This is a genomic window from Lysobacter niastensis, assembly GCF_015453285.1.
In the GTDB taxonomy this organism is placed as follows: domain Bacteria; phylum Pseudomonadota; class Gammaproteobacteria; order Xanthomonadales; family Xanthomonadaceae; genus Lysobacter_J; species Lysobacter_J niastensis.
Genome location: NZ_JADLZT010000010.1, coordinates 28,085 through 49,791, shown reverse-complemented (window position 1 = coordinate 49,791; position 21,707 = coordinate 28,085). Strand labels below are relative to the sequence as shown.

Below are 21,707 nucleotides of genomic sequence, written 5' to 3'. Positions count from 1 at the left end.
TTCCTTCAACTGGCACAGGCCAGCACGCGCTGGCGCTGGCGGGCGGGGGCGATCGACAGCTGATCGCGATACTTGGCGACGGTGCGCCGGGCGATGCGCACGCCCTGGCGGGCGAGCAGGCCGGCGATCGTGTCATCCGCCAGCGGCGCGTGCGCGGGTTCGGCGTCGATCAGGCGCTTGACCATCGCCTTGACCGCGCTGCCCGACACTTCGGCGCCGTCCAGGCGCACCGCGAACAGGCGCTTGAGTTCGAACGTGCCGCGCGGCGTCTGCATGTACTTGCCGCTGGTGATGCGCGACACGGTGGATTCGTGCATGCCGATCGCGTCGGCGACCTCGCGCAGCGTCAGCGGCGCGATGGCTTCCTCGCCGCGCTCCAGGAATCCGCGCTGGCGTTCGACCAGCACCTGTGCGGTGCGCAGCAGCGTGTCGTTTCGCATCGCGACGCCGCGCACCAGCCAGCGTGCTTCTTCCAGCAGGCCGCGCAGCGCCGAGACGTCGCCCGGCGCGTCGGCCAGCGCACGTTCGCAGTGTGCGGAAATGCGCACGCGCGGCGCGGTGCGCGGGTTGAGCGCGACGCGCCAGCGACCGTCGGCGTGCCAGGTGACGACGTCGGGAACGACATGGGTGTCTTCCGTCGCCGCCGGTTCGTCGACCGGGTGCGGACGCAGCGTCATCACCATCGCGATGGCTTCGCGTGCCAGTTCGGCATCGATGTCCAGCGCCGATGCGATCGCGGCTTCGTCGTGGCGGGCCAGCAGGTCGAGGTGGTCGCGCAGCAGGCGTTGCGCGGCATCGCGCGCGGGACCGTCGCGATGCGTGACGAGCTGCGCGCGCAGGCACTCGCCGATATCGGCGGCGGCCATGCCCGGCCATTCGTCGTGGAGCAGGCGGATGCGCACCAGTTCGAGTTCCTGCGCGTCGATGCCGAGCGATGCGGCGCCGAGGGCAAGGAGTTCGGCGTGCGGTTGCTCGAGGTAACCGCGGTCGTCGCACTGGTCCAGCCACCACGATGCCAGGGCGAGGTCGCGTTCGTTCCAGCGCAGCGACAGCAGCTGCAGCAGGCGCACGCGTGGATCGGCGGATGCGCTGTCGGCGATGCGAGAGGCGGCATCGTCGGCGTAATCGCTGCCCGCGCTTCCACCGGACAGGAAGGAGGGTTCGGGCAGTTCATCCCACGCCGCGGTTTCCAGCGCCGCATCATCGGCGGCGCCGTCTTCGCCGGCATCGTGCAGAGGTTCTTCCTGCTCCAGCAGCGGATTGCGTTCCAGCGCCTGGCGCAGTTCGAGTTCCAGCTGCGGTGCGGTGAGCTGCAGCAGGCGGATCGACTGCAGCAACTGCGGCGTCAGGTTGATGCTCTGCGCCAGCTGCGGGCGCATCGATGCTTTCACGGTGTGTCCCCTACCACCGTTGCACGGCGGCCACGACGCCATCCTGCGACTCCGGTGACGGCAATCGAATCGGGGCGAACCCGGGGTGGTTTCGGGGAAAACCTGTCGCCTTGTCGGGGCTTCCCCTACATCGCGACGTGATTCCGGCGGCACCTGCCGGAGCGCGTCACGTGACGACGCGGTGGGTCATGGCGACGCGATCGGCCGCACGGGCGGGAATGGGGTGTTCGTGCATGTGCACGACGGCGTGCAAAGGAGGTGCCACGCGGGTTGCCGGGATGTTGGCGGGGTTGCTCCTGCGCCTGTCGTGAAAGCCGCTGTGTCCTTGTTGTTACTGTAGGCAACAACCAAGCTTCCGTCCGCGACGCGGCCGGGTCACTTTTCTTTGGTGGCACAAAGAAAAGTAACCAAAAGAAAGTGCCTTCCTCGACAAGGCAAACCTAAAGCGGAGCTGCTACGGGGATTTTCCGACTCGGCATCCTGCCTCGGTCGGAAAACGGCGCACATCCATGTGCGCCACCCTTCGGGTCTGGACGCCCAGTCGGCTGTTCAAGGGCAGCAACGGCAACAGCAGCAGCGAAGCTCTTGCAGACACGGCCCCCGATACTTTCGCTGCGGCCCTTGGCCCTTGGCTGTCCCTCAAGCGACCGATTAGGGCTGCAGACCCGTAGGGCGCCGCACATGGACGTGCGGCGTTTTTCGACCGAGCCAGGATGGCGAGTCGAAAAATCCCCGTAGTAGCGATCTTCTAGGTTTGCCTCGTCGAGGAGGGCCGTTTTCTTTGGTCACTTTCTTTTGGGCCAGCAAAGAAAGTGACCCGGCCGACCGCAGGGCGGACGGAAGCATTGGCCTGGATCCCACGTACGCGGGGGATGACTGATGAATAGCGTGCTGCTGGGAACGCGCTAAGCGTCAGCGTCGATCGTGCAACCGCATCGCCACACGCAGCAGCTCGATCGAGTTGCGGCAGCCGAGCGTCGCCATGATGCGCGAGCGGTGCGTTTCCACGGTCTTGACGCTGATGCCGAGGTCGGCGGCGATCTGCTTGCTGGTGCGGCCGGCGCCGAGTGCGGCCAGGATCTCGCGCTGGCGAGGGGGCAGCGAATCGACGCCCTCGTCGCTGCGCGGACGTGCGAACAACTGCGGTGCGGACACCTGCGGGCTGAGGAAGGTACGGCCAGCGGCGGCGGCGCGCAGGGCGATCTCGAGTTCGGCCGGTGCGGCTTCCTTGACGACGAAGCCGCTGGCACCGCGCGCGAGCGATTCGCGGACATGGGCCGGGTCGTCGTGCATCGACATCACCACCACGGCGCTGTCCGGGCTGACCCGGCGCAGTTCGGCCAGGGCCTCGAAGCCGCTGCGGCCGGGCATCGACAGGTCGAGCAGGACGATATCGGGCTGGGTCTGCTGGGTGCCGATCACGGCTTCGTCGGCGTTGGCGGCCTCGGCCACCACCTCGATGTTGCAGAAGGACTCCAGGAGACGGCGAAGACCCGCCCGGACCAGGGTGTGGTCGTCACAGATCAGTACGCGCAACAACCCCACAGCCACTGCCAGGTCCCCGAAGCTTTTACAGCCCGGCCACCTTATCGGAGCCCGGGGGGGCAGGCTATTTGCGCGCGTCGAGAATGTGACGGGTGGACCAATTGTCAGCGCGGACGACGCTGGCCGGCGACGGCCTTGCGGTGCTGGCGGAACAGATGGCGCTCCAGGGCGGCCGCCAGTGCGGGGCCGAGCGGGCCGAAGCGCAGCCAGAGGTCGTACTCGCCCCCGGCTTCGATACAGGCCAGTACGGTCGCGGGTATCAGCAGCGGTTCCGGAAGCCAGTCGGCCGGCTGCACGCGGAAGCGGCCGCGGCTGCCCGCCGGCACCGCCTCGGGCATGCGCAGGCGTACGCCGCGCGCGGACCAGTGCAACTCGCGAGCGGGATCGTCCTGCGCGCTGCGGGCCAGCGTCGCCACCATCGCGGTCAGCAGGTCCAGCCGGGCCTCGATGCGGGCGATGGCCAGGTGGGTGGCGCCGTGTTCGTCGGATTCCTCGCCGCGGCCGTCCTCGACCACGGCGAGCGCACGCAGCAATGCTTCGCCGCGAGCGGCGGCCGACTGTACGGCGGCGGCATCGACATCGCCGGGAAGGTAGCCGGCCGGGCGGATCTCCTCGCAGGCCAGCACGTCGGCGAACAGTTCCTGCTGCCAGGGTGTGGTGTCCATCAGGCCTCCTGCAGGTAGGCACGCATGCCGCGGTGTTCGTGCCCCAGACGCGCCAATGCCGCGCCGGCTTCGTCGCGCTCGCGCTTCAGGTCGGCCAGCAGGTGCTGCTGCGCCTCCAGCAGTTGCTGCCATGCGTCGCGTTCCGCACGCAGGTCGGCGGTGGGCAGTGCACGACGTACATCGAGGTCGAACTGCGACAGCAGCCGTTCCGCCTGGTTCCAGTCGCCGCACTGCACGGCGGCGCGGATGGCGGGCTCGGGCAGGGCGGGGATCATGGCGTGCGTGCCGGGGCGATCGCCAGCCACGCCGATTCGATGTCGCCGAGCAGGCCGTCGACCTCGCGCAGCGGTTCGGCATCGTTCTCGGCGTTGGCGGTGAGCAGGCGGCGCTGCGCGTAGTCGTACAGCGCCTGCAGTCCGTCGGCGATTTCGCCGCCGGCATCCAGGTTCAGCGCGCCGTTGAGCCCGCCGATGATCGCGCTGGCCTCGCTGATCGCCTGTGCCTTGCGCGGCAGGTCGCCGCGTTCGAGGCAGGCCACGGCCAGGCGTGCCCGCTCGCGCGCGCCCGACAGCATCAGGGCGATCAGGCGGTGCGGGTCGGCATCGAGCACGGCGCTGGTCAGGCCGGTCTGGCGGTACTGGTCGGCGAATCCACGGGCGGTGTGCATGTCGGGGCCTTCGGGGAGCGGGGGACTCAGAGCGCGGCGAGCTGCTGCGCGAGGTAGGAACTGGTGCTCTGCATCTTCGACACCATCGTGTCGAGCGCGATGAACTGCGCGCGGTAGCGCTTCTCGACCTGTTCCATGCGGTGGTCCAGGTCGGTGCGCTGTTTCTCGATCGAACGCGTGCGCTGGCTGAGCGCATCGCTGCGCGAGTCGAGCATGCCGTCGTCGTTGAGGATGCCGTCGAGCGAGGCCTTCAGTCCGCCGGTCAGGCTGCCGTTGGCGCCGAACAGGCGCGCTGCCGGCAGCGGGTCCTTGGCGATGGCGGCATCGAAGCCGCCCTCCTCGAACTTCAGCGTGCCGTCCTTCGCGATGGTGACGCCGAGCGCCTTCAGGTCGGTGACCGAGCCGCTGAGCTGGCCGCGCAGCTCGCTGCTGGCGCCGCGCACCATCGCGTCGCCGTTCAGCGCGGCCGCGACCTTGGTGCTGCTGTTGTAGGAGGTCGTCGTGTTGATCGCCGCGATCGATGCGTTGTAGGCGTTGACGAAGTTCTTGATCGCCGTGCGCTGCGCTGACGGATCGTTGCTGACGACGACCTCGCGCTTGGTGCCGGGCTCGGCCTTGGTCAGGTTGAGCGTTACGCCGGGCACGAGGTCGCTGATGCTGTTCTCCGCGCTGTGGCGCTCGAAACCGTCGACGATCACGCGCGCATCGTCCGCAGCGATGACCTGGTTCATGCCGCCCGGATATGCCAGGCCGGCGAGGCCGCCGTCGCCGCCGGAGGCGCTGACGGTGATGGCATTCGCCTTGCCGGTCTTCAGTGCCGAAAGCACGAGGTGCGCGCCGTCGTCTGCCTGCACGATGCTGGCGACCACGCCGCTGCCGGCGGCCTTGGCGTTGATCGCGTCGCGGATCGCGCCGAGGCTGTTGTGCTCGGCGTCGATGTCGACCTCGAGCTTGGTCGTGCCGGCATTGATGGTGAGGCGGCCGGTGCCGACCGCGCTTTCGGGCTTGGTGTAAGCCGTGGAGGACAGTTTGTGCGCGGTCGCCAGCGCCATCACTTCGACCTGGTAGCGGCCGACGGCCGCACCGGCGCCGGCACTGACGGCGAAGCCGGAACCCTCCGGCACCGTGGCCTTGCGTGCCTGTGCGGAATCGTTGGAGGCCAGCGCGGACACGGCCGTGCGCAGCCCGGAAAAGGCGCCACGCAGCGTGCCGATCGCGGAGATCTCCGCCTGCAGTCGACGATCGGCGCGGTCGATGCGGCCATCCGCCGGCGCGCGCTCGGCCGCGACCAGCTGCGCGACGATGGTGTTGACGTCGAGGCCGCTGCCACCGAGACCGCCTACCGAACTCATCGGCGGCCTCCGCGACGGAAAAGATTCAGATAAGAGCCGGCATTGGATCGCGACGCACCGGCATCGGACGTTGCGGATCGGGTCCTGGCGTCATGGCGGGTGGTGTTCATCGCGTTCCTCTTCAAAAAAAAGCGCCGGGCGTGACGCCGAAACGTCGCGCCCGGTGCGGGTGGGGCTTAGCGCAGGAGGCTGAGCACGCCCTGCGGAGCCTGGTTGGCCTGCGCCAGCATCGCGGTGCCGGCCTGCTGCAGGATCTGGTTACGGGTCAACTGCGCGGTTTCCTTGGCGAAGTCGGTGTCCTGGATTCGGCTGCGGGCAGCCGACAGGTTCTCCGACGTGCCCGAGAGGTTCGACACGACCGAGCTGAAGCGGTTCTGCACGGCACCCATGTTGGCGCGAGCGGTGCTGATCGCCGACAGCGCGGCATCCATCGACTGCATCGCGGCGTCGGCGCCAGCGGTCGTGGAGATGTCGAGCGTGCCGAAGCCGGTGTTGGCGACGCGGGTCGTGGTGGCTGCGGCCAGGCCGGTCGTCGCGGCGGTCGAGGAAGCGCCGGCGTGGGCGACGGCGATGTCGGCCGTGGTCGAGACCAGCGTGACCGTGGTGGCGGTGTCGTTGATCGCGTAGACGCCGGTCTGGTCGGAGACCGAGTTGACCGCGGTACGGACGCTGGCAGCGCGTTCGGTGGCCGAGGTGTCGGCGGCGATGCCGCCCACCGAGACGCCGTTGACGGTCAGGTCGCCTGCGGTGACCGCCGTGAAGGTGGTGGCGGCGGCGCCGGTGACCGAAGCGCGGCTGTAGGTGCCGAGGTTGGCCGAGCTGGCGTCGACGATCGCGCCGACGGTGATCGTCTCGCCCTGGTTGGCGCCGACCTGGAACACCTGGTTGGCGAAGGAGCCGTCGAGCAGCTTCACGCCGTTGAAGTTGGTCTGCGAGGAGACGCGGTCGATCTCGGCCTTCAGCTGCTGCGCTTCGGCGTTCAGCGCGGCGCGGTCGGTGGCGGAGTTGGTGGCGTTGCGCGACTGCACGGCCAGCTCGCGGATACGCTGCAGGTTGTTGCCGATCTCGCCCATGGCGCCTTCAGCGGTCTGCGCCAGCGAGATGCCGTCGTTCGCATTGCGGGCCGCCTGGTCGAGGCCGCGGATCTGGGTGGTGAAGCGCTCGGAGATGGCGAGGCCGGCGGCGTCGTCTTTGGCGCTGTTGATGCGCAGGCCCGACGACAGGCGTTGCAGGCTCGTCGCCAGCTGGGCGCCCGAGCTCGACAGGTTGCGCTGGGCGTTCAGCGACATCGTATTGGTGTTGATGACTTGCATGATTGCGGTCTCCTGGAAGGTGGGAACCCGGCGGCGCGAAGGGCCTGGGCCGGCTATCGCAGGGTGTTGGCTTTGGGGCCCGCGCCGCTGCTGTGATGAATAACGGCGCCGGGTTGTCAAGCTTTAGCGGCCTTTTTTCGTTTGCCGCCTGGTCCCCGTTTCCCTTTCTCCACGCACATCCATTCCGTGACGGTCTTCCTCCTTCCGCCCCGTGCGTATCCGCCGGGAAGGTGAGGCCCCGCCCCCATCACCGCATCTTGTCGAACAGCGATAGCGACTGCGTCTTCAACATCACCTGCTGGGCCGCGTCGAGCGCGGTCATCTGCATCGCCAGCCGCGAGGCCGCCTCGGCGTAATCGAGGTCGCGCAGTCCCGACAGCGTTTCCTGCAACGAGATGTCCGAGGCTTCCCGCGTATCGGCGGCCTTGTCCAACGTGGACAGGCGCGCGCCGGTATCGGCGCGCACTGCCGAGAAGTGGGTCTGCGCCGTGGCGATGTCGCCGATCGCCGCGCCGATCGCGTTGTTGGCGCGGGCGCGGTCGGCGTCGGTCACGAGCGGTGCTTCCAGCGCATCGGCGATCGAGTCGAGCGTCGCGAACACGTCGCGCGTCGGTGCGTGCTCGAGCGTGAAACTGTCGCCCGGGTTCGGTGCGCCGGTGATCGTGAAGCGCGTGCCGGCCACGGTGATCGACTGGCCCGAAGCGTAGGCACCGCTGGCCACGACCGTGCCGCCGGCATCGACCGCCTGCCACGCATTGGCCGCGGTGAACTGCACCTGCAGCGGCGATGCGGCTGCGTTCCACGCCGCGGTGTCGGTCAGCGCCGTCGACTGCAAAATTCCGGTGCCGCCGTTGCCGGCAGCAGCGCTGCCGCGCACGACGCCGTCGCCCGTGCGCACGCGCATGAAGATCGCGCTGCCAGGATCGGTGTCGGCGACGGATAGATCGGGGCCGACGTCGACCAGGTTGCGGCCGTCGTCGCCGGCATAGCTCACCTGGCCGCCGCTCTCGGAAAACGGGGAGATGCCGTCGCGCGTGCCGGCGAACAGCCGCCGGCCGGTGCCGTCGTCGCGGTTGGCGATGCCGAGCAGTTCGCTGCGCAGGCTGCGCAACTCGGCAGCGATCAGCTTGCGCTCCTCGCTCGACAGCGTCGCGTTGTTGCCTTGCACGGTCAGCTCGGCCGCGCGCGATAGCGCCGCGGTGCTGTCGGCCATGGCTTCTTCCTGCAGGCGCAGGCGGTGTTCGACGGTATCGCCGCTGCGGCCGTACTGCTCCAGCTTGGCGACGGCATGGTCGAGCCGCTGTGCGCTCGCCCAGGCCGCGGGATCGTCCGAGGCCTGCAGCAGCTTCTGCTTGCTGCCCAGTTCGAGCTGCGTGCGCGAAAGCTCCTGCTGGCGCTGCAGCATCGCGTTGAGGCCCTGCAGGAACAACCCGTTCGTGGAAACCCGCATCATCTGGTCGTCTCCGGTCAGCGGCGCACGGACGACAGCAGCGTCTGGAACATCGTGTCGGCCGTGCTGATCACCTGCGCGGCGGCCTGGTAGGCCTGCTGGAAGCGCATCAGGTTCGCGGCTTCCTCGTCGAGGTTGACGCCCGACAGCGAGTCCACCTCGGCCGCGACCTGCTTGTCGATCGCGGTCTGCGCATCCAGGGTCAGCTTGGCGTGGCGCGCCTCCGAACCGATGCTGCCGCTGAACTGCGACATCGCGGTGGTGAGGGCGAGCGTGCCACCGGCAAGCACCGGGTTGTCGTCGATCGCGGCCAGCAGGCGCGCGTTGGCGTTGTCGCTGGAGCGCGGCGGCGTGCGCGCGAGCGTGAAGCTGTCCCCGGCAGCGGGCGTGCCTTCCAACGACAATGACCAGCCGTTGCCGGCGATCGGGGTGCCGGGCGTGTAGCCGAACGGGCCGGCGCCATCGATCGTGTACTGGTTGGCGTCGATGAAATCGATCGTCGCGCCGGCGAAGCTGGCGAACGCGATGGGATCGGTCACCCTGGTCGCGCCCGGCTTGGCGTTGCCGAGGTTGGCCTCGTCGATGGTGGACTGGATCGGCTGCGCGGCGGCGATGCCGTTGGGATCGGTCATCGACACGCGGATGTTGGCGGCGGCTGCGGCCGTCGGCTGCAGCATGAAGCGGTCGCCGCTGGCGGGCGTGCCGCCGACGACCAGAGAGACACCACCGACGCGCAGCGGATCGGCGGCGTTGCCGGTGCCGGTGATCGGCACGGCTTCGCCGCTGCCGGCGCGCGTCGCGTTCCAGGCGGTGCCGTCGAAGCGCAGCACCACGTCCTGGCCGGTGAGCTGGCCGAGGTCGGCGATGCTCGCCGACAGCGTCGCCGTGCCGGTATTGCCGGAGTGCGCGGAGGTGCGCGGCGGCGGAATCGAGAACACATCCGCGCCGGGATTGCCGTTGTAGTCGACACCCGCGCGTTGCGTGGCGTTGAAGCTCTGCGCGAACGCGGTGGCGAGGCGGCCGAGTTCGGCGCGCGACGGATCGAGCACGCGGCTGCGGAACTCCAGCAGGCCGCCGATCTCGCCCGATACCGTGCCGGCCGGCAGCGGCACCGGTCCCTGTGCGCCCTGCACGGCGAGCTGCAGGCGGTCGGAGCGGTACGGATCCTGCGTGGTCGCCAGGCCCATCGCGCGCTGGTTCAGCACCAGGGGCTGGCCGCCGGTGGTGAAGAGGTTGATCGCGCCGTTGTCCTGCTCGACCGCGGTGACGCCGACCAGCGCAGCGAGCTTGTTGATGCGCAGCGCGCGCTGGTCGATCAGGTCCGGCGAGGCATTGCTGCCGGCGCCGACGATGTCGCGGTTGAGGTTGGCGATCTCGTTGGCGAGCTGGTTGGCGGACTCGACGTGCGCCTTCAGGTCGGCGTTGGTGTCGCTTTCCATGCGCGCGAGCTGGCCGTCGATCGACTGCCAGCGCGAGGTCAGCTGGCGCGCGCTGTCGAGCAGCTGCGAGCGCGCGACCTGCGAGGTCGGCGCCGACACCACGCCTTCCACGGCGCCGAAGAACGCCGACCACGGCCCGGACAATCCACTGGCACTGTCGGACAGCAGCTTGTCGACGCGGCTCGCGGAATCGGAGAGCTGCTGCAGGCGCCCGACTTCGCCGCTGCTGTCGATCTGCCGAGCGAACACGAGGCTGTCGGCAAGGCGCTGCAGCGCTTGCACGTCCACGCCCGTGCCGATGGCGCCGGCGCCGCGATCGATGCCGGGTCTCGCGACCAGGTCGACGCGCTGGCGGCTGTAACCGGGCGTGGCGGCGTTGGCGACGTTGTGGCCGACGGTCGACAGTGCGCGCTGGAAGGCGAGCAGGGCCGAGCTACCGGTCGAAAGCATTCCCGTCATGGGTTATCCCCGTTCTGCGCCGCCGAGGTCGGCGAGCGCGCGGTGGAGGGTGGGGCCATTGGCGATGGCGTTGATCTTGTCTGCGTACGCCGGATCGGTGGCGTAGCCGGCGCCCTGCAGTGCCTGCGCGAAGCGATGCGTGTCCTGCCCCGCGGCGCGCGCCGCGGCATAGCGCGGATGGCCGAGCAACTGCGCGTAGTCGGCGAAGCTCTCGCCGGCCGAGTCATACGCACGGAAGTCGGCGCGCTCGGCGCGGCGCACGCCATCGACGAACTCGTGCGTGCCCGCGTTGACGCGCGCGCCCTGCCAGCGCGATCCCGCCTTGATGCCGAACAGGTTGTGCGACGTCGTCTCGCCATGTCCGACGAGGCGGCGGCCCCAGCCGGTCTCCAGCGCGGCCTGCGCGACCAGCGCCTTGGGCGAAACGCCGAGTTCCTCGGCCGTGCGCTGGGCGTGCGGCCAGATCGATCGCACGAAGGCTTCGGGGCTGCTGCAGTCGAGTGGAGCGTCGGGCGGGCAAGCCTGCTGCGCCGATGTCACCGGCATGTGAGGCAGTGCAGCGGCCGGCAGCGAAACGCCGTTGTCGCTGGGTGCCAGTGGCAGTGCGCCGGCAGGCGCTTGTAGCGGAAGCACGGTCCCCGCTCCGGCGGGCGAGGGCAGTGGCATCGAGCCGTCCTGCGGACCGGCAGTTGCTGAGGATGACGTGCGGCCTTCGAGCTGGCGCACGATCATCGGTGCCAACCCGAGTCCGCGTCCCTTGGTCAGCTCGCGCGACAGTTGCTGGTCGTACATGTCGCGATAGGTGCTGTCGCCCATCAGCGGGTCGCCGAAGCTCGCTCTGCGCATCGACTTCAGCAGCATCTGCGCGAACTGCGCCTCCAGCTCGCGCGCAGCCGTCTCGATCCGCGAACGTGGCGTGTCGTTCGAAGGCGCGAGCGGGATGGCGGTGGCGGAGGGGAGACGCATGTGTAGTTCAAGGCAAGACGCGTGCCTAGATCACCTCGAGCTCCGCACGCAGCGCACCGGCGCGCTTGAGCGCTTCCAGGATCGCGACGATGTCGCCCGGCGCGGCGCCGACCGCGTTAACCGCGCGCACGATGGCCTCCAGCGACGTGCCGCCCTGGAACAGGAACATGCGGCCGCCATCCTGGCTGGCTTCGATGCTCGACTGCTGCGTCACCACGGAACGGCCGTCGCCGAACGGCGCCGGCTGGCTGACCTGCGCGTTCTCGGTGATCGACACGGTCAGCGAGCCGTGCGAAACCGCCGCCGGCAGCACGTCGACCTGGCCACCCATCACCACCGTGCCGGTGCGCGAGTTAACGATGACCTTGGCTGCCGACGTGCCCGGTGCGACGTCCAGCGATTCCAGCCGTGCCAGGAAACCGACGCGATCCATGCCGGCCGGCGGCATCACTTCGATGGTGACGGCGTCGACCGCATGCGCGCGGCCGTTGCCGAACGCGCCGTCGATGGCCGAGACGATGCGCGATGCCGTGGTGAAATCGGCCTCGTGCAGGTTCAGCGTGACGTTGCCCGCGGGCGCTGCACCGGCGACGGCGCGCTCGACGATGGCGCCGTTGGGAATGCTGCCGCTGTTGGGAACATTGACCGAGATGCGCGAACCGTCCTTGCCGGAGGCACCGAAACCCGACACGACCAGGTTGCCCTGGGCGATCGCGTACACCTCGCCGTCGGCACCGCGCAGCGGCGCCATCAACAGGCTGCCCCCGCGCAGCGAACCAGCGTTGCCGATCGAGGACACGGTGACGTCGATGCTCTGGCCAGGCTTGGAATAAGGCGGAAGCTCGGCGTGGATGGCGACCGCGGCGACGTTCTTCAGCTGCGGGTTCACGCCCGGCGGAATGCTGACGCCGAGCTGGTCGAGCATCGTCTTCAGGCTCTGCACGGTGAACGGCGTCTGGCTGGTGCGGTCGCCGCTTCCGTCGAGGCCGACGACGAGACCGTAGCCCACCAGCGGATTTCCGCGCACGCCGGCCACCTGCGCGAGGTCCTTGATGCGCTCGGCGTGGGCGGGGGTGATGGCACCGGTGGCGAACAGAACGAACATCGCACCGACGGCGGAAAGAAATACCGTTCGTCCTGAGCGTAGGCACGCAGTGCCGGAGTCGAAGGATGGACGGGCCGGATGCGCTGCAGGTTCGCTCGCCCTTCGACTCCGCGCTGGAGCGCTACGCTCAGGACGAACGGTGTCAGATCGCCGGGATGTTGCGAGCCAGGTGCGTGCGAGATCGGTCAGGGATTTCACGACGCCACCTCAGTAGGGATAAACAGCCGAATTGAAGAAGCGTCCCAGCCAGCCCATCGCGTTGGAGCGGGCCAGCGTGCCGCGCCCGCCATAGACGATGCGCGCATCGCCGACGCGGTCGGACGCTATGCGGTTGTCGGGACCGATATCGGCGACGCGGACGATTCCTTGAACCTGCACCAGTTCGTCCCCCTGGTTCAGGCGCAGGCGCTTCTCGCCGCGGACCAGAAGGTTGCCGTTGCCGAGGTTCTGCACGACCGTGGCCGTCACCGAACCGTCGAGGCGGTTGCTCTGCGTGCTGTTGCCCGCGCCTTCGAAATCGCGCGAGCCCTCGACCGAAGCCTGCAGCAGGTTGTTGCCGTTATAGGTGATCGGCACGCCGGCGATCGTGGGAGCCGCCATGTCGATGGTGCTGTCCTTGGTGACCGACGTATTGGCCTGGGTGCGCGCGTTGGTGCTCTCGACCAGCACGATGGTGACGAGATCGCCGACTTCGCGCGCCTTGTTGTCCTCGAAGAGGCGCAGGGCGCGGCTGCCGGGATAGATCGAACCTTCGCTGGCGCCGCCGGATGGCGCAACCACGACAGGCGCCGGCATCGGCGCCAGCGGCTCGTAGGGACGCACGTCGCCGACCAGCGCGGCGCAGCCGCCGAGCGCGAGCATGACGACGGAAGCGGCACCGGTGTGCAGGAACATGATGCGCAGGGACGTGGTGCGCAGGAGCATGGCCGTGCTCACAGGTTGTTGTTGAGAAAGCCGAGCATCGAGTCGGTGGTCGAGATCGCCTTGGCGTTGGTCTCGTACGCGCGCTGCGTCTCGATCATCGACACCAGTTCTTCGACGACATTCACGTTGGAGCCTTCCAGCGAGCCCTGTGCCAGCCGGCCGAGGCCGCCCTGCGAAGGCGAACCGCTCTGCGCCGGGCCGCTGGCGCCGGTCTCGACATACAGGTTGCCGCCGATCGCCTGCAGACCGGCCGGATTGACGAAGTCGGCCAGCGTCAACGCGCCGATCTGCACCGAGTCGGACTGTCCCGCCACCCTCACGCTGACGGTGCCGTCGGCGCCGATGGTGATGCCCTGCACGCCTTCCGGCAGCTGGATGCCGGGCTGCACCGCGTAGCCGGCGTTGGTGACGAGCTCGCCCTGCGGGCCGGTCTTGAAGTTGCCGTCGCGCGTGTAGGCGGTGCTGCCGTCGGGCATCAGCACTTCGAAGAAGCCGCGGCCGTCGATGGCCACATCGAGCGCGTTGCCGGTCTGCGCGAGGTTGCCCTGGGAGAATTCCTTGGCGGTGGCCGCGACACGCACGCCGGTGCCGGTGCTCAGGCCGGTCGGCAGCTGTGTCTGCTCGGAGGTCGCGCCGCCGGGTTGGCGCACGGTCTGGTAGAGCAGGTCCTCGAAGCTGGCGCGGTCGCGCTTGAAGCCGGTGGTGTTGGTGTTGGCGAGGTTGTTGGAAATCACCGCCATGCGCGTCTGCTGCGCGTCGAGGCCGGTTTTGGCGATCCACAGAGCCTGGGTCATGGCGTTTCCTCAGTGAGGCGCTGATTCGTCAGCGCGAAGAGAGCAGGGAGTTGGCGGAGCGTGCGTTCTCGTCTCCGCTCTGCAAGACGCGTACCTGCATTTCGAACTGGCGCGCGAGCTGGATCATCGACACCAGCATCGAGGTCGCTTCGACGTTGCTGTCCTCAACCACGGCGCCGGTCAGCACCTTGCCGGCGGCCGGTGCGGGTTCTTTTCCGGGCGCGGCGCGCATAAGGCCGTCGTCGCCGCGCACCAGATCCTTGGTCGAGGCGCTGACGATCTGCAGGCGACCAGCCTGGGTCATCGTCGAAGCCGGCTGACCCTGCGGCACGACCGAGATCGTGCCGTCGCCGCCTATGTCGAGCGACTGGTGCGGCGGGATCGTCATCGGCGCGCCGTCGGTGCCGAGCACCGGGCGGCCGCTGGCCGTGGTCAGCACGCCATTGGGGCTGAGCTTGAGGTCGCCCGCGCGCGTGTAGGCGACGCCGCCGCGCTCGTCCTGCACCGCCAGCCAGCGGTCCGGATCGAGGGCGACATCGAGCGGGTTGCCGGTGTTGATCAACGCACCGCGCGCACCGCTGATGCCGAGCGTCTGATGCGAGGCCGCCACGCGCGAGGCATGTCCGGCACCGCTCACCGGCGCGGCGACGGTGCCGCTCAGCGTGGCCTGGAAACCGACGGTGTCGGCATTGGCGAGGTTGTGCGAGACCGAGGCCTGCGTCTTCAGCGTGGCGCTGGCGCCGGTCATGGCGATATAGAGCGCGCGGTCGGTCATGGCGGCGTCCCGGCGTTATCCGTGGTCAACATCAGCGGATGTTGATCACGGTCTGCGTGACCTGATCCTGGGTCTGGATCATCTGCGCGTTCGCCTGGAAGTTGCGCTGCGCGGTGATCATGTTGACCAGCTGTTCGGTGAGGTCGACGTTGGAGGCTTCCAGCGCGCCGCCCTGCACCTGGCCGAGCTCCGAGGAACCCGCATAACCGCGACGTGCCGCGCCCGAATCGATCGTCTCGGCCCAGCCGTTGTCGCCCAGCGGCTGCAGTCCGCCTGGATTGGAGAAGTTGGTCAGCGCCAGCTGGCCCAGCGGCGTCGACACGCCGTTGGTGTAGCGCGCATTGACGATGCCTTCCGCCGACACTTCCACGCCGGTCAGGCGGCCGGTCGCGTGGCCGTCCTGCACCAGCGACGACACGCTGAACTTCTCGCCGTACTGGGTGGAGCCGGCCAGATCCAGCGTCAGGTTCAGCGGAGCCGAACCGTTGGTGGTCGCGTAGGCGGGCAAGGCGATCTGGCCGTTGGCGGGCGTCTGCAGCGCGCCGGTGTTGGTGTACTGCAGCGTCGTCGGGCCGCCGACCGCATTGCCGTCGACGGCGACGTGCACCTGCCATTCGTTCGGATTGGCGGTCTTCACGAAGTACATCGACTGCGTGTGCGCCGCGCCGAGCGAGTCGTACACCGTCAGCGACGTGGTGTGCGTGTAGGTGTCCGGATCGGCGGCATTGAACGGTGTCACCGTCGGAGGAGTGGCGTTGGTGGGCAGGTTGGTGCCGACTTCGACCAGGCCGGTCGCGCGCGGCGGCGAGTCGCCGTTGGCCAGGCGCAGGTCGCTCAGGCGTCCGGTGTCGAAGCCATTGCCGGATGGGTTGGGCAGGAACACCTGCAGGCGCTGCCCCGCCGGGTTGACGACGTAGTTCTCGCGGTCGGGGCTGAAGTTGCCGGCGCGCGAATAGACCATCGAACCCTGGTTGGAGAGGGTGAAGAAGCCCTGGCCGCTGATCGCGATGTCCAGCGCCTTGCCGGTGAACTCGATGTTGCCCTGGCCGAACTGCTGCGCGACCTGGCTCAGCTTGACGCCGGCGCCGATGGCGTTGCGCGAGAGACCGTAGTTGGACACCGGGAACACGTCGCCGAACTCGGCGCGCGACTGCTTGAAGCCGGTGGTGTTGGAGTTGGCGATGTTGTTGGAGGTGACGTTGAGGTCGGCCGTGGCCGCGTTCATGCCACTGAGCGAGATGCGGAAACTCATGCGAGGGACTCCTGGTCTGTCTTCAGTCGCTGCTGCGACGGTCAGCTGATGCGGCGGATCGACGACAGCGGATGGCTGCCGACTCCGGAAAGGTTGAGCTCCAGGCCGGTGGGCCCGATCGAGACGCTGTCCACGCGCGTGGACAGGCGCACTTCCAGCGCTTCCGCGTCGTCGCCCGTGCCGGCGATCGCACGAACTTCGTAATTTCCTGCCGCGATGGGCTTGCCGGCATCGTCGCGGCCGTCCCATTGCCAATCGAGCGTGCCCTTGGCGTCGGCCTGCACGATTTGCTTGCGCACGACGGCGCCGGAGGCATCGACGATCTCGATCTGCACCGGGCCTGCCGCGGGCGCGGTGACTTCGCCGGTGAGCGTGGCGCCTGCGGCGAGCTGCACTTCGCTGGCTTCGATCAGGGCATTGCGCCCGACCAGCGCGGCGGCGCGCAGAGTCTGGTCGGACTCCATCACGCTGGCCATCGCGTTCATCGCGCCCTGCATCGATTCGATGCCCTGCACGGTGGAGAACTGCGCGAGCTGGCCGAGGAACTGGTTGTTGTCGAGCGGCTTGAGCGGGTCCTGGTGCTTGAGCTGCTCGGTCATCAGCTTCAGGAAATCGGCCTGGCCGAGGTTTTCCTTGCGTGCCGACTGCGCGGCCGCGCCGAAGTTGCTGAAGGTGTTGTCGGTGTTGACGGTGCTCATGATCAGCGTCCCATGCCGAGAGTGGAGATGGCCAATTCCTTAGCGGTGTTGAACACCTCGACATTGGCCTGGTAGCTGCGCGAGGCCGAGATCAGGTCGACCATCTGCGCGACCGGATCGATGTCGGGCGCATAGACGTAGCCCTGCTCGTCGGCGAGCGGGTGTCCGGGTTCGTAGCGCTTGAGCGGCGCAGCCTCGCTTTCGCGCACCTGCGCCACGCGCACGCCGGCCAGCGACGGATCGCTGCCGACGACTTCGGCACTGAACACCGGCTGCCTGGCGCGGTACACGGCGTCGGGATTGCCGGAGACCGAGTCGGCATTGGCGAGGTTGCTGGCGATCGTGCTCAGCCGCACCGATTGCGCGTTCATCGCCGAGCCGGCGACGTCGAAGATGGGCAGGTTGCTCATGCGCGAAACTCCTATTGGGCCGCTATTACTGGCCGGTGATCGCGGTCAGCATCGAGCGCACTTTCGATTCGACGAACGACATCGAGGCGCGGTACTCGAGCGCGGCCTGGGCGAAGGCGGCGTGCTCGCGTTCGCCGTCGACAGTGTTGCCGTCGAGGCTGGGCTGGGTGCTGGGGCGTTGATAACGCGCACCTTGCGCGGCGGCGTCGATCGGGTCGCCGGTGGCGGCCGTTCCGGGTTGCAGCGCCGCCTGCAGCGCGCCGGCGAAGTCCAGGTCCTGCGCCTGGTAGTTCGGCGTGTCGGCGTTGGCCAGGTTGGCGGCCAGCACCTGCAGGCGCTGCTCGCGAAGCGCGAGCGCGGTGCCGTGGATGCCAAGGAAGTCCGACATGTCGCCTCCGGGGGAGCGGGTTCCCGGAGGGCAAGGCAAGGGCTGTGCCAGAGGCGCTCCCAGACGCCTACTGCAGCGCCATCACCCGCGCCGAGATGCGCTGCGCCAGCTCGTGCTCGGAGTACTTCGGCACGAAGTCGTCGGCGCCCACGCGCTCGACCATGGCCTGGTTGAACACGCCCGACAGCGAGGTGTGCAGCAACACGAACATCCCGCGCAGGGCCGGGTCGCGCCGGATTTCCGTCGTCAGGGTGTATCCATCCATCGCCGGCATCTCGATGTCGGAAATGACCATGGCGTAACGGTCGCCCGGTGCCACGCCGCCCTGGACCATCTGCTGCAGGTGCTCCAGGGCCTGGCGGCCGTCGGAGAGCAGCGTCGCGCCGAGGCCGAGCTGCTCCAGCACCGAACGGATCTGGTTGCGCGCCACGCGCGAATCGTCAACCACCAATACCTCACGCGGTGCCTTTCCGGACGGCGCCGCCAGCGGCGCGATCTGGTCGGCGTCGCTGATGCGCGGGGCCGATTCGGCCAGCACGCTCTCCACATCGATCAGCTGGATCAGCTCGCCGTGGTGGCGGGTGACGCCGGTCAGGTAGTGGTGGTCCGCGCCGTGCTCCGGCGGCGGATGGATGTCCTCGACGGCGATGTTGACGATGCGGTCGACCGCCGACACGAGGAAGCCCTGCACCGAGCGATTGAACTCGGTGACCACCAGGTACGGCGGCTGCGGGTCGTGGCCGTGGCCGATGGCGCGGGCCAGGTCCAGCACCGGGATGCTGCGCCCACGCACGTCGGCGGCGCCGCTGAAGGCCGGCGGCAGGTGCGGCAGCGTGAACAGCGGCGGGCGCGGCAGCACTTCCTGCACCTTGAACACGTTGACGCCAAAAAGCTGACGCGAGCCCAGCCGGAACAGCAACAGGGCCAGCCGGTTGTGGCCGGCCAGACGGGTGCGTTGGTCGATGCGGTCGAGCAGATCCTGACTCATGGCGAGGTTGTCGGCCGCGCGCCATGGTCCTTGAGCGCGAAAGGTCGCGATGGGTCGCGATGGGCAGGCCGAACGCGGCACGGAGCTTGCAGCGAAGCGGGCGACCCTCCCATGGAGCGCGCCATGCGCCTGCTTCGCCAAGCACGACGCCCGATGCTGCCGCGGCATTACGCCGTGGCGGCGCTGCTGTGCCTGGCCGTGCCGAGCGCGTGCGCGGGTTCGTTCCAGACACCGGCCAGCATCCGTGAAGCCGCGGTCGCGGCACTGGGAGTGGGCTCCGCAGGCGATGCCGCGGTCGACTCGCAACTGCGCATGCCGCAGTGCGGGCAGCCATTGCGTGCGGTCGCGACCAGCCCGCGGATCGTGCGGGTGCATTGCGACGATGCACCGGGCTGGCAGCTTTACGTGCCAGTGCGTGGTGCGACGCCCCAGCGCGGAACGATGCCGCAGACCGGGCAGGGCGGCGACGCCGCCCCGGGCGATGCCGCGGCTGGGGCATCCCTTCAGCGCGGCGATCCGGTGGTGCTGGTCTCGCGCGCCGGTGGCGTCGAGGTGCGGATGAGTGGCCGAGCGCTCGGGCCCGCCCGCGAGGGCGGCAGCGTGACCGTGGAGAACCTCGGCTCGCACCGTATCATCCGCGGCAGACTGGTCGGTGCCGGACTCGTCGAGGTGGCCTTGTGAAGCCGGTCGCGTTTTCTTCCTTCAAGTTTCCCCGAACGCGGCCGTTACCAAGCCCGAACGAGTTTTCCAGGAGCCAGCCATGACCCAGAAAATCGACGGCGCGCTGTCGCCCGCCCTGCGTCCGGTGGATGCGGCGGCCAATGCGCCCGTGCAGCGCGCGGGCAGCGAACGTTCCCAGCCAGTTGGCGCTACCGCGCCCGCCGACCAGATGCGCCTGACCGGCGACGCCACCGGACTGCAGGCCCTGGAGCGCGAACTCGGTGCCGCCCCCGCCGGCATCGACGTGGCGAAGGTCAACAGCATCCGCGCCTCACTCGCCGACGGCAGCTACCGCATCAACGCGCAGGAAATCGCCAACCGCCTGCTCGCACTGGAAAGCGAACTGGCGAAGTGAGCGCCGTGCATCCGCTCGACGCGCTGGAGCAGGCGCTTCACGACGAGCGCAATGCGCTGCTGGCGCACGACGTCGACGCGCTGCTGCGCTCCACGCAGGCCAAGCTCGAAGCGATCCGCCATGCGCAATCGCTGCCGGCGGAAGCCGCGGCGGGCGAGCGAGTCAACGCGCTGAGCGAGATGAACCGGGCCAACGGCGCGTTGCTGGCACGCCGGCGCCGCGAAGTGAGCTGGTCGTTGCGCCACCTCGGCCGGATCGAAGCCGACACCATGTACGATGCCTCCGGACAGTCCGGCGCCCGTTTGCAGGCGCGCTGTCTGGGAGTCGGATGAACGAAACAGACTGCACTGACAGCCGCCGCCAGTCCTGGGGCCACGAACTGGCCTGGGCAACGTCGCGCATCACCGCTTCGGCGATCCTGCTCGACGATGATGGCGGCGTCTGCTACGCCAATCCTTCCGCGCATGCGCTGGCCGAAAAGGCCTGGCCGCATCGCGGTGCGGGTCCGGCGGAGCTGCTGCGCCTGTTGCCGCGACACACCTGGGACGAAGCCGAGCGCGACGGCCGCGGCACGGCCGAAGTCGTCGTGCAGGATTCGTCGATGGTGCTGGAGTTCGTCGCCTGCGCCGGCATGCACGAAGGCGCGTTGCGCCGCTACGTGGTGATCTACGACGTGTCGGCGCGCAGTTCCCGCGAGTCGGAACTGCAGCGTCGCCACGACGAGCTGCAGAGCACGTACCTGCGCCTGGCCAGCGCGCAGGAGCAGCTGCTCCAGTCGGAAAAGATGGCCTCCATCGGTCAGCTCGCCGCCGGTGTCGCGCACGAGATCAACAACCCCATCGGCTACGTGCACTCCAACCTGGGCACGCTGCAGGAATACGTCGACGCGCTGCTGACGCTGGTCGACGGCTACGCCGACGCGATCGCGTCCGACGACCCGGCCGGCCGTCGCGATTCGCTGCGCACGCTGCGCGAGCGCCTGGACGTCGACTTCATCGTCGGCGACGTACCCAAACTGCTGGAGGAGTCGCGCGAAGGCATCGAGCGCGTGACCAAGATCGTGCAGGATCTCAAGGAGTTCTCGCACATCGGCCGCGACGAATCGATGCGGCCCTCGGACCTGCGCAAGGGCCTGGAATCCACGCTCAACATCGTCTGGAACGACCTCAAGTACAAAACGCGCGTGGAGCGCCACTACGCCGACCTGCCGCTGGTGGAATGCCACCTGTCGGAGATCAACCAGGTCTTCATGAACCTGCTGATCAACGCCGGGCAGGCGATCTCCGACCGCGGCACCATCACGCTGGCGATGGGCGTGGAAGGCGACGAGGTCTGGGTGAGCGTGGCCGACGACGGCTGCGGCATTCCCGATGAAGCGCTGCAGCGCATCTTCGAACCGTTCTACACGACCAAGCCGATCGGCCGCGGCACCGGCCTCGGCCTCGCAATCGCGTACCGCATCGTCGCCAAGCACCACGGCCGCATCGAGGTCAGCAGCCGACCCGGCGCGGGCAGCCTGTTCCGCGTGGTGCTGCCGATCGCGCAGCCGCAGCTGTCGCGAAGCTAGTCCACCCGCGACTGCCTGGCGCCGTCACGGTAGATGGCGCCGGGCGCCCAATATTCTTCGAGCGCGATCATCGCGGCTTCCTTCCAGGCGGAGTCCTCCTGGAAGGCCAGGATGTCGAGCATCCGGGCGACCGCCTGCTCCTGTGCAGGCGTCAGCGCGGCAAAGCGCGGTGGATCCCGGTCCGGTGGACGCAGGGAAGCGAGGAACGCATCCACCGCCATCGATCCCGGGTTCCGGATGTTGCGGAGCGCGTGGGCCATCAGGATGGGCAGGTAGTACTGCCACGAGACTGCGTCCAGGTGCGCGACGCCCCAGAAGTTCTGCTCCAGATACTCCGGCGTAACCCGGTCGAGTTCCGCGTCGAAGTCGGGAGCCGTCTCATAACTGTCCACGGCATTGCCTGCGCGCAATGACATCGGTGGCCGGCTGGGCAAGTTCTCGAAGGCATCGCCTGGAATCGGAGCAAGGTCGTCCATGATGCGCC

Annotated in this window: 24 protein-coding genes; 4 read left to right on the top strand and 20 right to left on the bottom strand. The window is 68.8% G+C overall.

Annotation, left to right across the window (positions count from 1 at the left end; translation table 11 throughout):
• Positions 1 to 5: 5 nt before the first annotated feature.
• The 19 genes from rpoN to IU514_RS16225 all read right to left on the bottom strand — a co-directional run bounded on the left by rpoN (position 6) and on the right by IU514_RS16225 (position 18,581).
• A complete protein-coding gene (gene rpoN / locus IU514_RS16315; protein WP_194932206.1) occupies positions 6 to 1,391 on the bottom strand; it encodes an RNA polymerase factor sigma-54 in 1,386 nt (461 codons plus the stop codon).
• Positions 1,392 to 2,303: 912 nt separating this feature from the next.
• On the bottom strand, positions 2,304 to 2,927 hold the full coding sequence (locus tag IU514_RS16310) for a response regulator transcription factor (RefSeq protein ID WP_194932301.1): 624 nt from the start codon (positions 2,925 to 2,927) through the stop codon (positions 2,304 to 2,306).
• A gap of 113 nt (positions 2,928 to 3,040) precedes the next feature.
• Positions 3,041 to 3,601, bottom strand: a complete 561-nt coding sequence (locus IU514_RS16305) for a PilZ domain-containing protein (RefSeq protein WP_194932205.1) — start codon at positions 3,599 to 3,601, stop codon at positions 3,041 to 3,043.
• Complete coding sequence (locus tag IU514_RS16300) at positions 3,601 to 3,876, bottom strand: hypothetical protein (protein ID WP_194932204.1); 276 nt, start codon at positions 3,874 to 3,876, stop codon at positions 3,601 to 3,603. Before IU514_RS16300 ends, IU514_RS16305 begins: the two co-directional genes overlap by 1 nt.
• Entirely contained in the window at positions 3,873 to 4,268 is a 396-nt protein-coding gene (gene fliS / locus IU514_RS16295) for a flagellar export chaperone FliS (RefSeq protein ID WP_194932203.1), read from the bottom strand. The genes IU514_RS16300 and fliS overlap by 4 nt, the downstream gene beginning before the upstream one ends.
• Before the next feature lie 26 nt (positions 4,269 to 4,294).
• Positions 4,295 to 5,620 carry a flagellar filament capping protein FliD gene (gene fliD / locus IU514_RS16290; RefSeq protein WP_194932202.1) on the bottom strand — a complete coding sequence of 442 codons (1,326 nt, stop codon included), beginning with the start codon at positions 5,618 to 5,620 and terminating at the stop codon, positions 4,295 to 4,297.
• Between the two features lie 176 nt (positions 5,621 to 5,796).
• Positions 5,797 to 6,933, bottom strand: a complete 1,137-nt coding sequence (locus IU514_RS16285) for a flagellin (RefSeq protein ID WP_228760804.1) — start codon at positions 6,931 to 6,933, stop codon at positions 5,797 to 5,799.
• Between the two features lie 247 nt (positions 6,934 to 7,180).
• Complete coding sequence (gene flgL, locus IU514_RS16280) at positions 7,181 to 8,386, bottom strand: flagellar hook-associated protein FlgL (RefSeq protein WP_194932201.1); 1,206 nt, start codon at positions 8,384 to 8,386, stop codon at positions 7,181 to 7,183.
• Positions 8,387 to 8,400: 14 nt separating this feature from the next.
• Positions 8,401 to 10,281, bottom strand: coding sequence for a flagellar hook-associated protein FlgK (gene flgK, locus IU514_RS16275; RefSeq protein WP_228760803.1), 1,881 nt, complete (start codon positions 10,279 to 10,281; stop codon positions 8,401 to 8,403).
• 3 nt (positions 10,282 to 10,284) lie between these two features.
• Positions 10,285 to 11,247 (bottom strand): flagellar assembly peptidoglycan hydrolase FlgJ, encoded by a 963-nt coding sequence (gene flgJ / locus IU514_RS16270; protein WP_194932200.1) that lies wholly within the window; start codon positions 11,245 to 11,247, stop codon positions 10,285 to 10,287.
• 25 nt (positions 11,248 to 11,272) lie between these two features.
• Positions 11,273 to 12,352 (bottom strand): flagellar basal body P-ring protein FlgI, encoded by a 1,080-nt coding sequence (locus IU514_RS16265; protein ID WP_194932199.1) that lies wholly within the window; start codon positions 12,350 to 12,352, stop codon positions 11,273 to 11,275.
• A 207-nt stretch (positions 12,353 to 12,559) separates the two neighbouring features.
• Positions 12,560 to 13,246, bottom strand: a complete 687-nt coding sequence (gene flgH, locus IU514_RS16260; RefSeq protein WP_194932298.1) for a flagellar basal body L-ring protein FlgH — start codon at positions 13,244 to 13,246, stop codon at positions 12,560 to 12,562.
• A gap of 38 nt (positions 13,247 to 13,284) precedes the next feature.
• The gene (gene flgG / locus IU514_RS16255; RefSeq protein ID WP_194932198.1) at positions 13,285 to 14,070 is read right to left on the bottom strand and encodes a flagellar basal-body rod protein FlgG; all 786 of its coding nucleotides are present in this window, start codon (positions 14,068 to 14,070) and stop codon (positions 13,285 to 13,287) included.
• Between the two features lie 28 nt (positions 14,071 to 14,098).
• Entirely contained in the window at positions 14,099 to 14,845 is a 747-nt protein-coding gene (locus IU514_RS16250) for a flagellar basal body rod protein FlgF (RefSeq protein ID WP_194932197.1), read from the bottom strand.
• Positions 14,846 to 14,876: 31 nt separating this feature from the next.
• Positions 14,877 to 16,097, bottom strand: coding sequence for a flagellar hook protein FlgE (gene flgE / locus IU514_RS16245; RefSeq protein WP_194932196.1), 1,221 nt, complete (start codon positions 16,095 to 16,097; stop codon positions 14,877 to 14,879).
• 41 nt (positions 16,098 to 16,138) lie between these two features.
• Positions 16,139 to 16,795 carry a flagellar hook assembly protein FlgD gene (locus IU514_RS16240; RefSeq protein ID WP_194932195.1) on the bottom strand — a complete coding sequence of 219 codons (657 nt, stop codon included), beginning with the start codon at positions 16,793 to 16,795 and terminating at the stop codon, positions 16,139 to 16,141.
• A 2-nt stretch (positions 16,796 to 16,797) separates the two neighbouring features.
• On the bottom strand, positions 16,798 to 17,205 hold the full coding sequence (flgC, locus tag IU514_RS16235) for a flagellar basal body rod protein FlgC (RefSeq protein ID WP_194932194.1): 408 nt from the start codon (positions 17,203 to 17,205) through the stop codon (positions 16,798 to 16,800).
• A gap of 25 nt (positions 17,206 to 17,230) precedes the next feature.
• Complete coding sequence (gene flgB / locus IU514_RS16230; RefSeq protein ID WP_194932193.1) at positions 17,231 to 17,593, bottom strand: flagellar basal body rod protein FlgB; 363 nt, start codon at positions 17,591 to 17,593, stop codon at positions 17,231 to 17,233.
• 67 nt (positions 17,594 to 17,660) lie between these two features.
• A complete protein-coding gene (locus tag IU514_RS16225) occupies positions 17,661 to 18,581 on the bottom strand; it encodes a chemotaxis protein (protein WP_194932192.1) in 921 nt (306 codons plus the stop codon).
• A gap of 123 nt (positions 18,582 to 18,704) precedes the next feature.
• Here IU514_RS16225 and IU514_RS16220 point away from each other — a divergent pair, with 123 nt between their 5' ends.
• The 4 genes from IU514_RS16220 to IU514_RS16205 all read left to right on the top strand — a co-directional run bounded on the left by IU514_RS16220 (position 18,705) and on the right by IU514_RS16205 (position 21,223).
• Positions 18,705 to 19,262 (top strand): flagella basal body P-ring formation protein FlgA, encoded by a 558-nt coding sequence (locus IU514_RS16220; protein ID WP_228760802.1) that lies wholly within the window; start codon positions 18,705 to 18,707, stop codon positions 19,260 to 19,262.
• Positions 19,263 to 19,341: 79 nt separating this feature from the next.
• Positions 19,342 to 19,656 (top strand): flagellar biosynthesis anti-sigma factor FlgM, encoded by a 315-nt coding sequence (gene flgM / locus IU514_RS16215; RefSeq protein ID WP_194932191.1) that lies wholly within the window; start codon positions 19,342 to 19,344, stop codon positions 19,654 to 19,656.
• Complete coding sequence (locus tag IU514_RS16210) at positions 19,653 to 19,988, top strand: flagellar protein FlgN (RefSeq protein ID WP_194932190.1); 336 nt, start codon at positions 19,653 to 19,655, stop codon at positions 19,986 to 19,988. The genes flgM and IU514_RS16210 overlap by 4 nt, the downstream gene beginning before the upstream one ends.
• The gene (locus tag IU514_RS16205) at positions 19,985 to 21,223 is read left to right on the top strand and encodes an ATP-binding protein (protein ID WP_194932189.1); all 1,239 of its coding nucleotides are present in this window, start codon (positions 19,985 to 19,987) and stop codon (positions 21,221 to 21,223) included. Before IU514_RS16210 ends, IU514_RS16205 begins: the two co-directional genes overlap by 4 nt.
• Here IU514_RS16205 and IU514_RS16200 read toward each other — a convergent pair.
• Positions 21,220 to 21,699 carry a DUF6714 family protein gene (locus IU514_RS16200; protein WP_194932188.1) on the bottom strand — a complete coding sequence of 160 codons (480 nt, stop codon included), beginning with the start codon at positions 21,697 to 21,699 and terminating at the stop codon, positions 21,220 to 21,222. The genes IU514_RS16205 and IU514_RS16200 overlap by 4 nt on opposite strands.
• Positions 21,700 to 21,707 lie beyond the last annotated feature (8 nt).

What these genes read in the sequence shown, in the direction of transcription:
- IU514_RS16300 (WP_194932204.1), bottom strand. Translation starts at nt 3,876, where the DNA reads ATGATCCCCGCCCTGCCCGAGCCCGCCATCCGCGCCGCCGTGCAGTGC.
- flgJ (WP_194932200.1), bottom strand. Translation starts at nt 11,247, where the DNA reads ATGCGTCTCCCCTCCGCCACCGCCATCCCGCTCGCGCCTTCGAACGAC.
- IU514_RS16220 (WP_228760802.1), top strand. Translation starts at nt 18,705, where the DNA reads ATGCGCCTGCTTCGCCAAGCACGACGCCCGATGCTGCCGCGGCATTAC.
- IU514_RS16225 (WP_194932192.1), bottom strand. Translation starts at nt 18,581, where the DNA reads ATGAGTCAGGATCTGCTCGACCGCATCGACCAACGCACCCGTCTGGCC.
- flgK (WP_228760803.1), bottom strand. Translation starts at nt 10,281, where the DNA reads ATGACGGGAATGCTTTCGACCGGTAGCTCGGCCCTGCTCGCCTTCCAG.
- flgM (WP_194932191.1), top strand. Translation starts at nt 19,342, where the DNA reads ATGACCCAGAAAATCGACGGCGCGCTGTCGCCCGCCCTGCGTCCGGTG.
- flgH (WP_194932298.1), bottom strand. Translation starts at nt 13,246, where the DNA reads ATGTTCCTGCACACCGGTGCCGCTTCCGTCGTCATGCTCGCGCTCGGC.
- IU514_RS16240 (WP_194932195.1), bottom strand. Translation starts at nt 16,795, where the DNA reads ATGAGCACCGTCAACACCGACAACACCTTCAGCAACTTCGGCGCGGCC.
- IU514_RS16200 (WP_194932188.1), bottom strand. Translation starts at nt 21,699, where the DNA reads ATGGACGACCTTGCTCCGATTCCAGGCGATGCCTTCGAGAACTTGCCC.
- fliS (WP_194932203.1), bottom strand. Translation starts at nt 4,268, where the DNA reads ATGCACACCGCCCGTGGATTCGCCGACCAGTACCGCCAGACCGGCCTG.
- IU514_RS16265 (WP_194932199.1), bottom strand. Translation starts at nt 12,352, where the DNA reads ATGTTCGTTCTGTTCGCCACCGGTGCCATCACCCCCGCCCACGCCGAG.
- flgG (WP_194932198.1), bottom strand. Translation starts at nt 14,070, where the DNA reads ATGACCCAGGCTCTGTGGATCGCCAAAACCGGCCTCGACGCGCAGCAG.
- IU514_RS16205 (WP_194932189.1), top strand. Translation starts at nt 19,985, where the DNA reads ATGAACGAAACAGACTGCACTGACAGCCGCCGCCAGTCCTGGGGCCAC.
- flgL (WP_194932201.1), bottom strand. Translation starts at nt 8,386, where the DNA reads ATGATGCGGGTTTCCACGAACGGGTTGTTCCTGCAGGGCCTCAACGCG.
- fliD (WP_194932202.1), bottom strand. Translation starts at nt 5,620, where the DNA reads ATGAGTTCGGTAGGCGGTCTCGGTGGCAGCGGCCTCGACGTCAACACC.
- flgB (WP_194932193.1), bottom strand. Translation starts at nt 17,593, where the DNA reads ATGTCGGACTTCCTTGGCATCCACGGCACCGCGCTCGCGCTTCGCGAG.
- IU514_RS16305 (WP_194932205.1), bottom strand. Translation starts at nt 3,601, where the DNA reads ATGGACACCACACCCTGGCAGCAGGAACTGTTCGCCGACGTGCTGGCC.
- IU514_RS16250 (WP_194932197.1), bottom strand. Translation starts at nt 14,845, where the DNA reads ATGACCGACCGCGCGCTCTATATCGCCATGACCGGCGCCAGCGCCACG.
- IU514_RS16285 (WP_228760804.1), bottom strand. Translation starts at nt 6,933, where the DNA reads ATGCAAGTCATCAACACCAATACGATGTCGCTGAACGCCCAGCGCAAC.
- flgC (WP_194932194.1), bottom strand. Translation starts at nt 17,205, where the DNA reads ATGAGCAACCTGCCCATCTTCGACGTCGCCGGCTCGGCGATGAACGCG.
- flgE (WP_194932196.1), bottom strand. Translation starts at nt 16,097, where the DNA reads ATGAGTTTCCGCATCTCGCTCAGTGGCATGAACGCGGCCACGGCCGAC.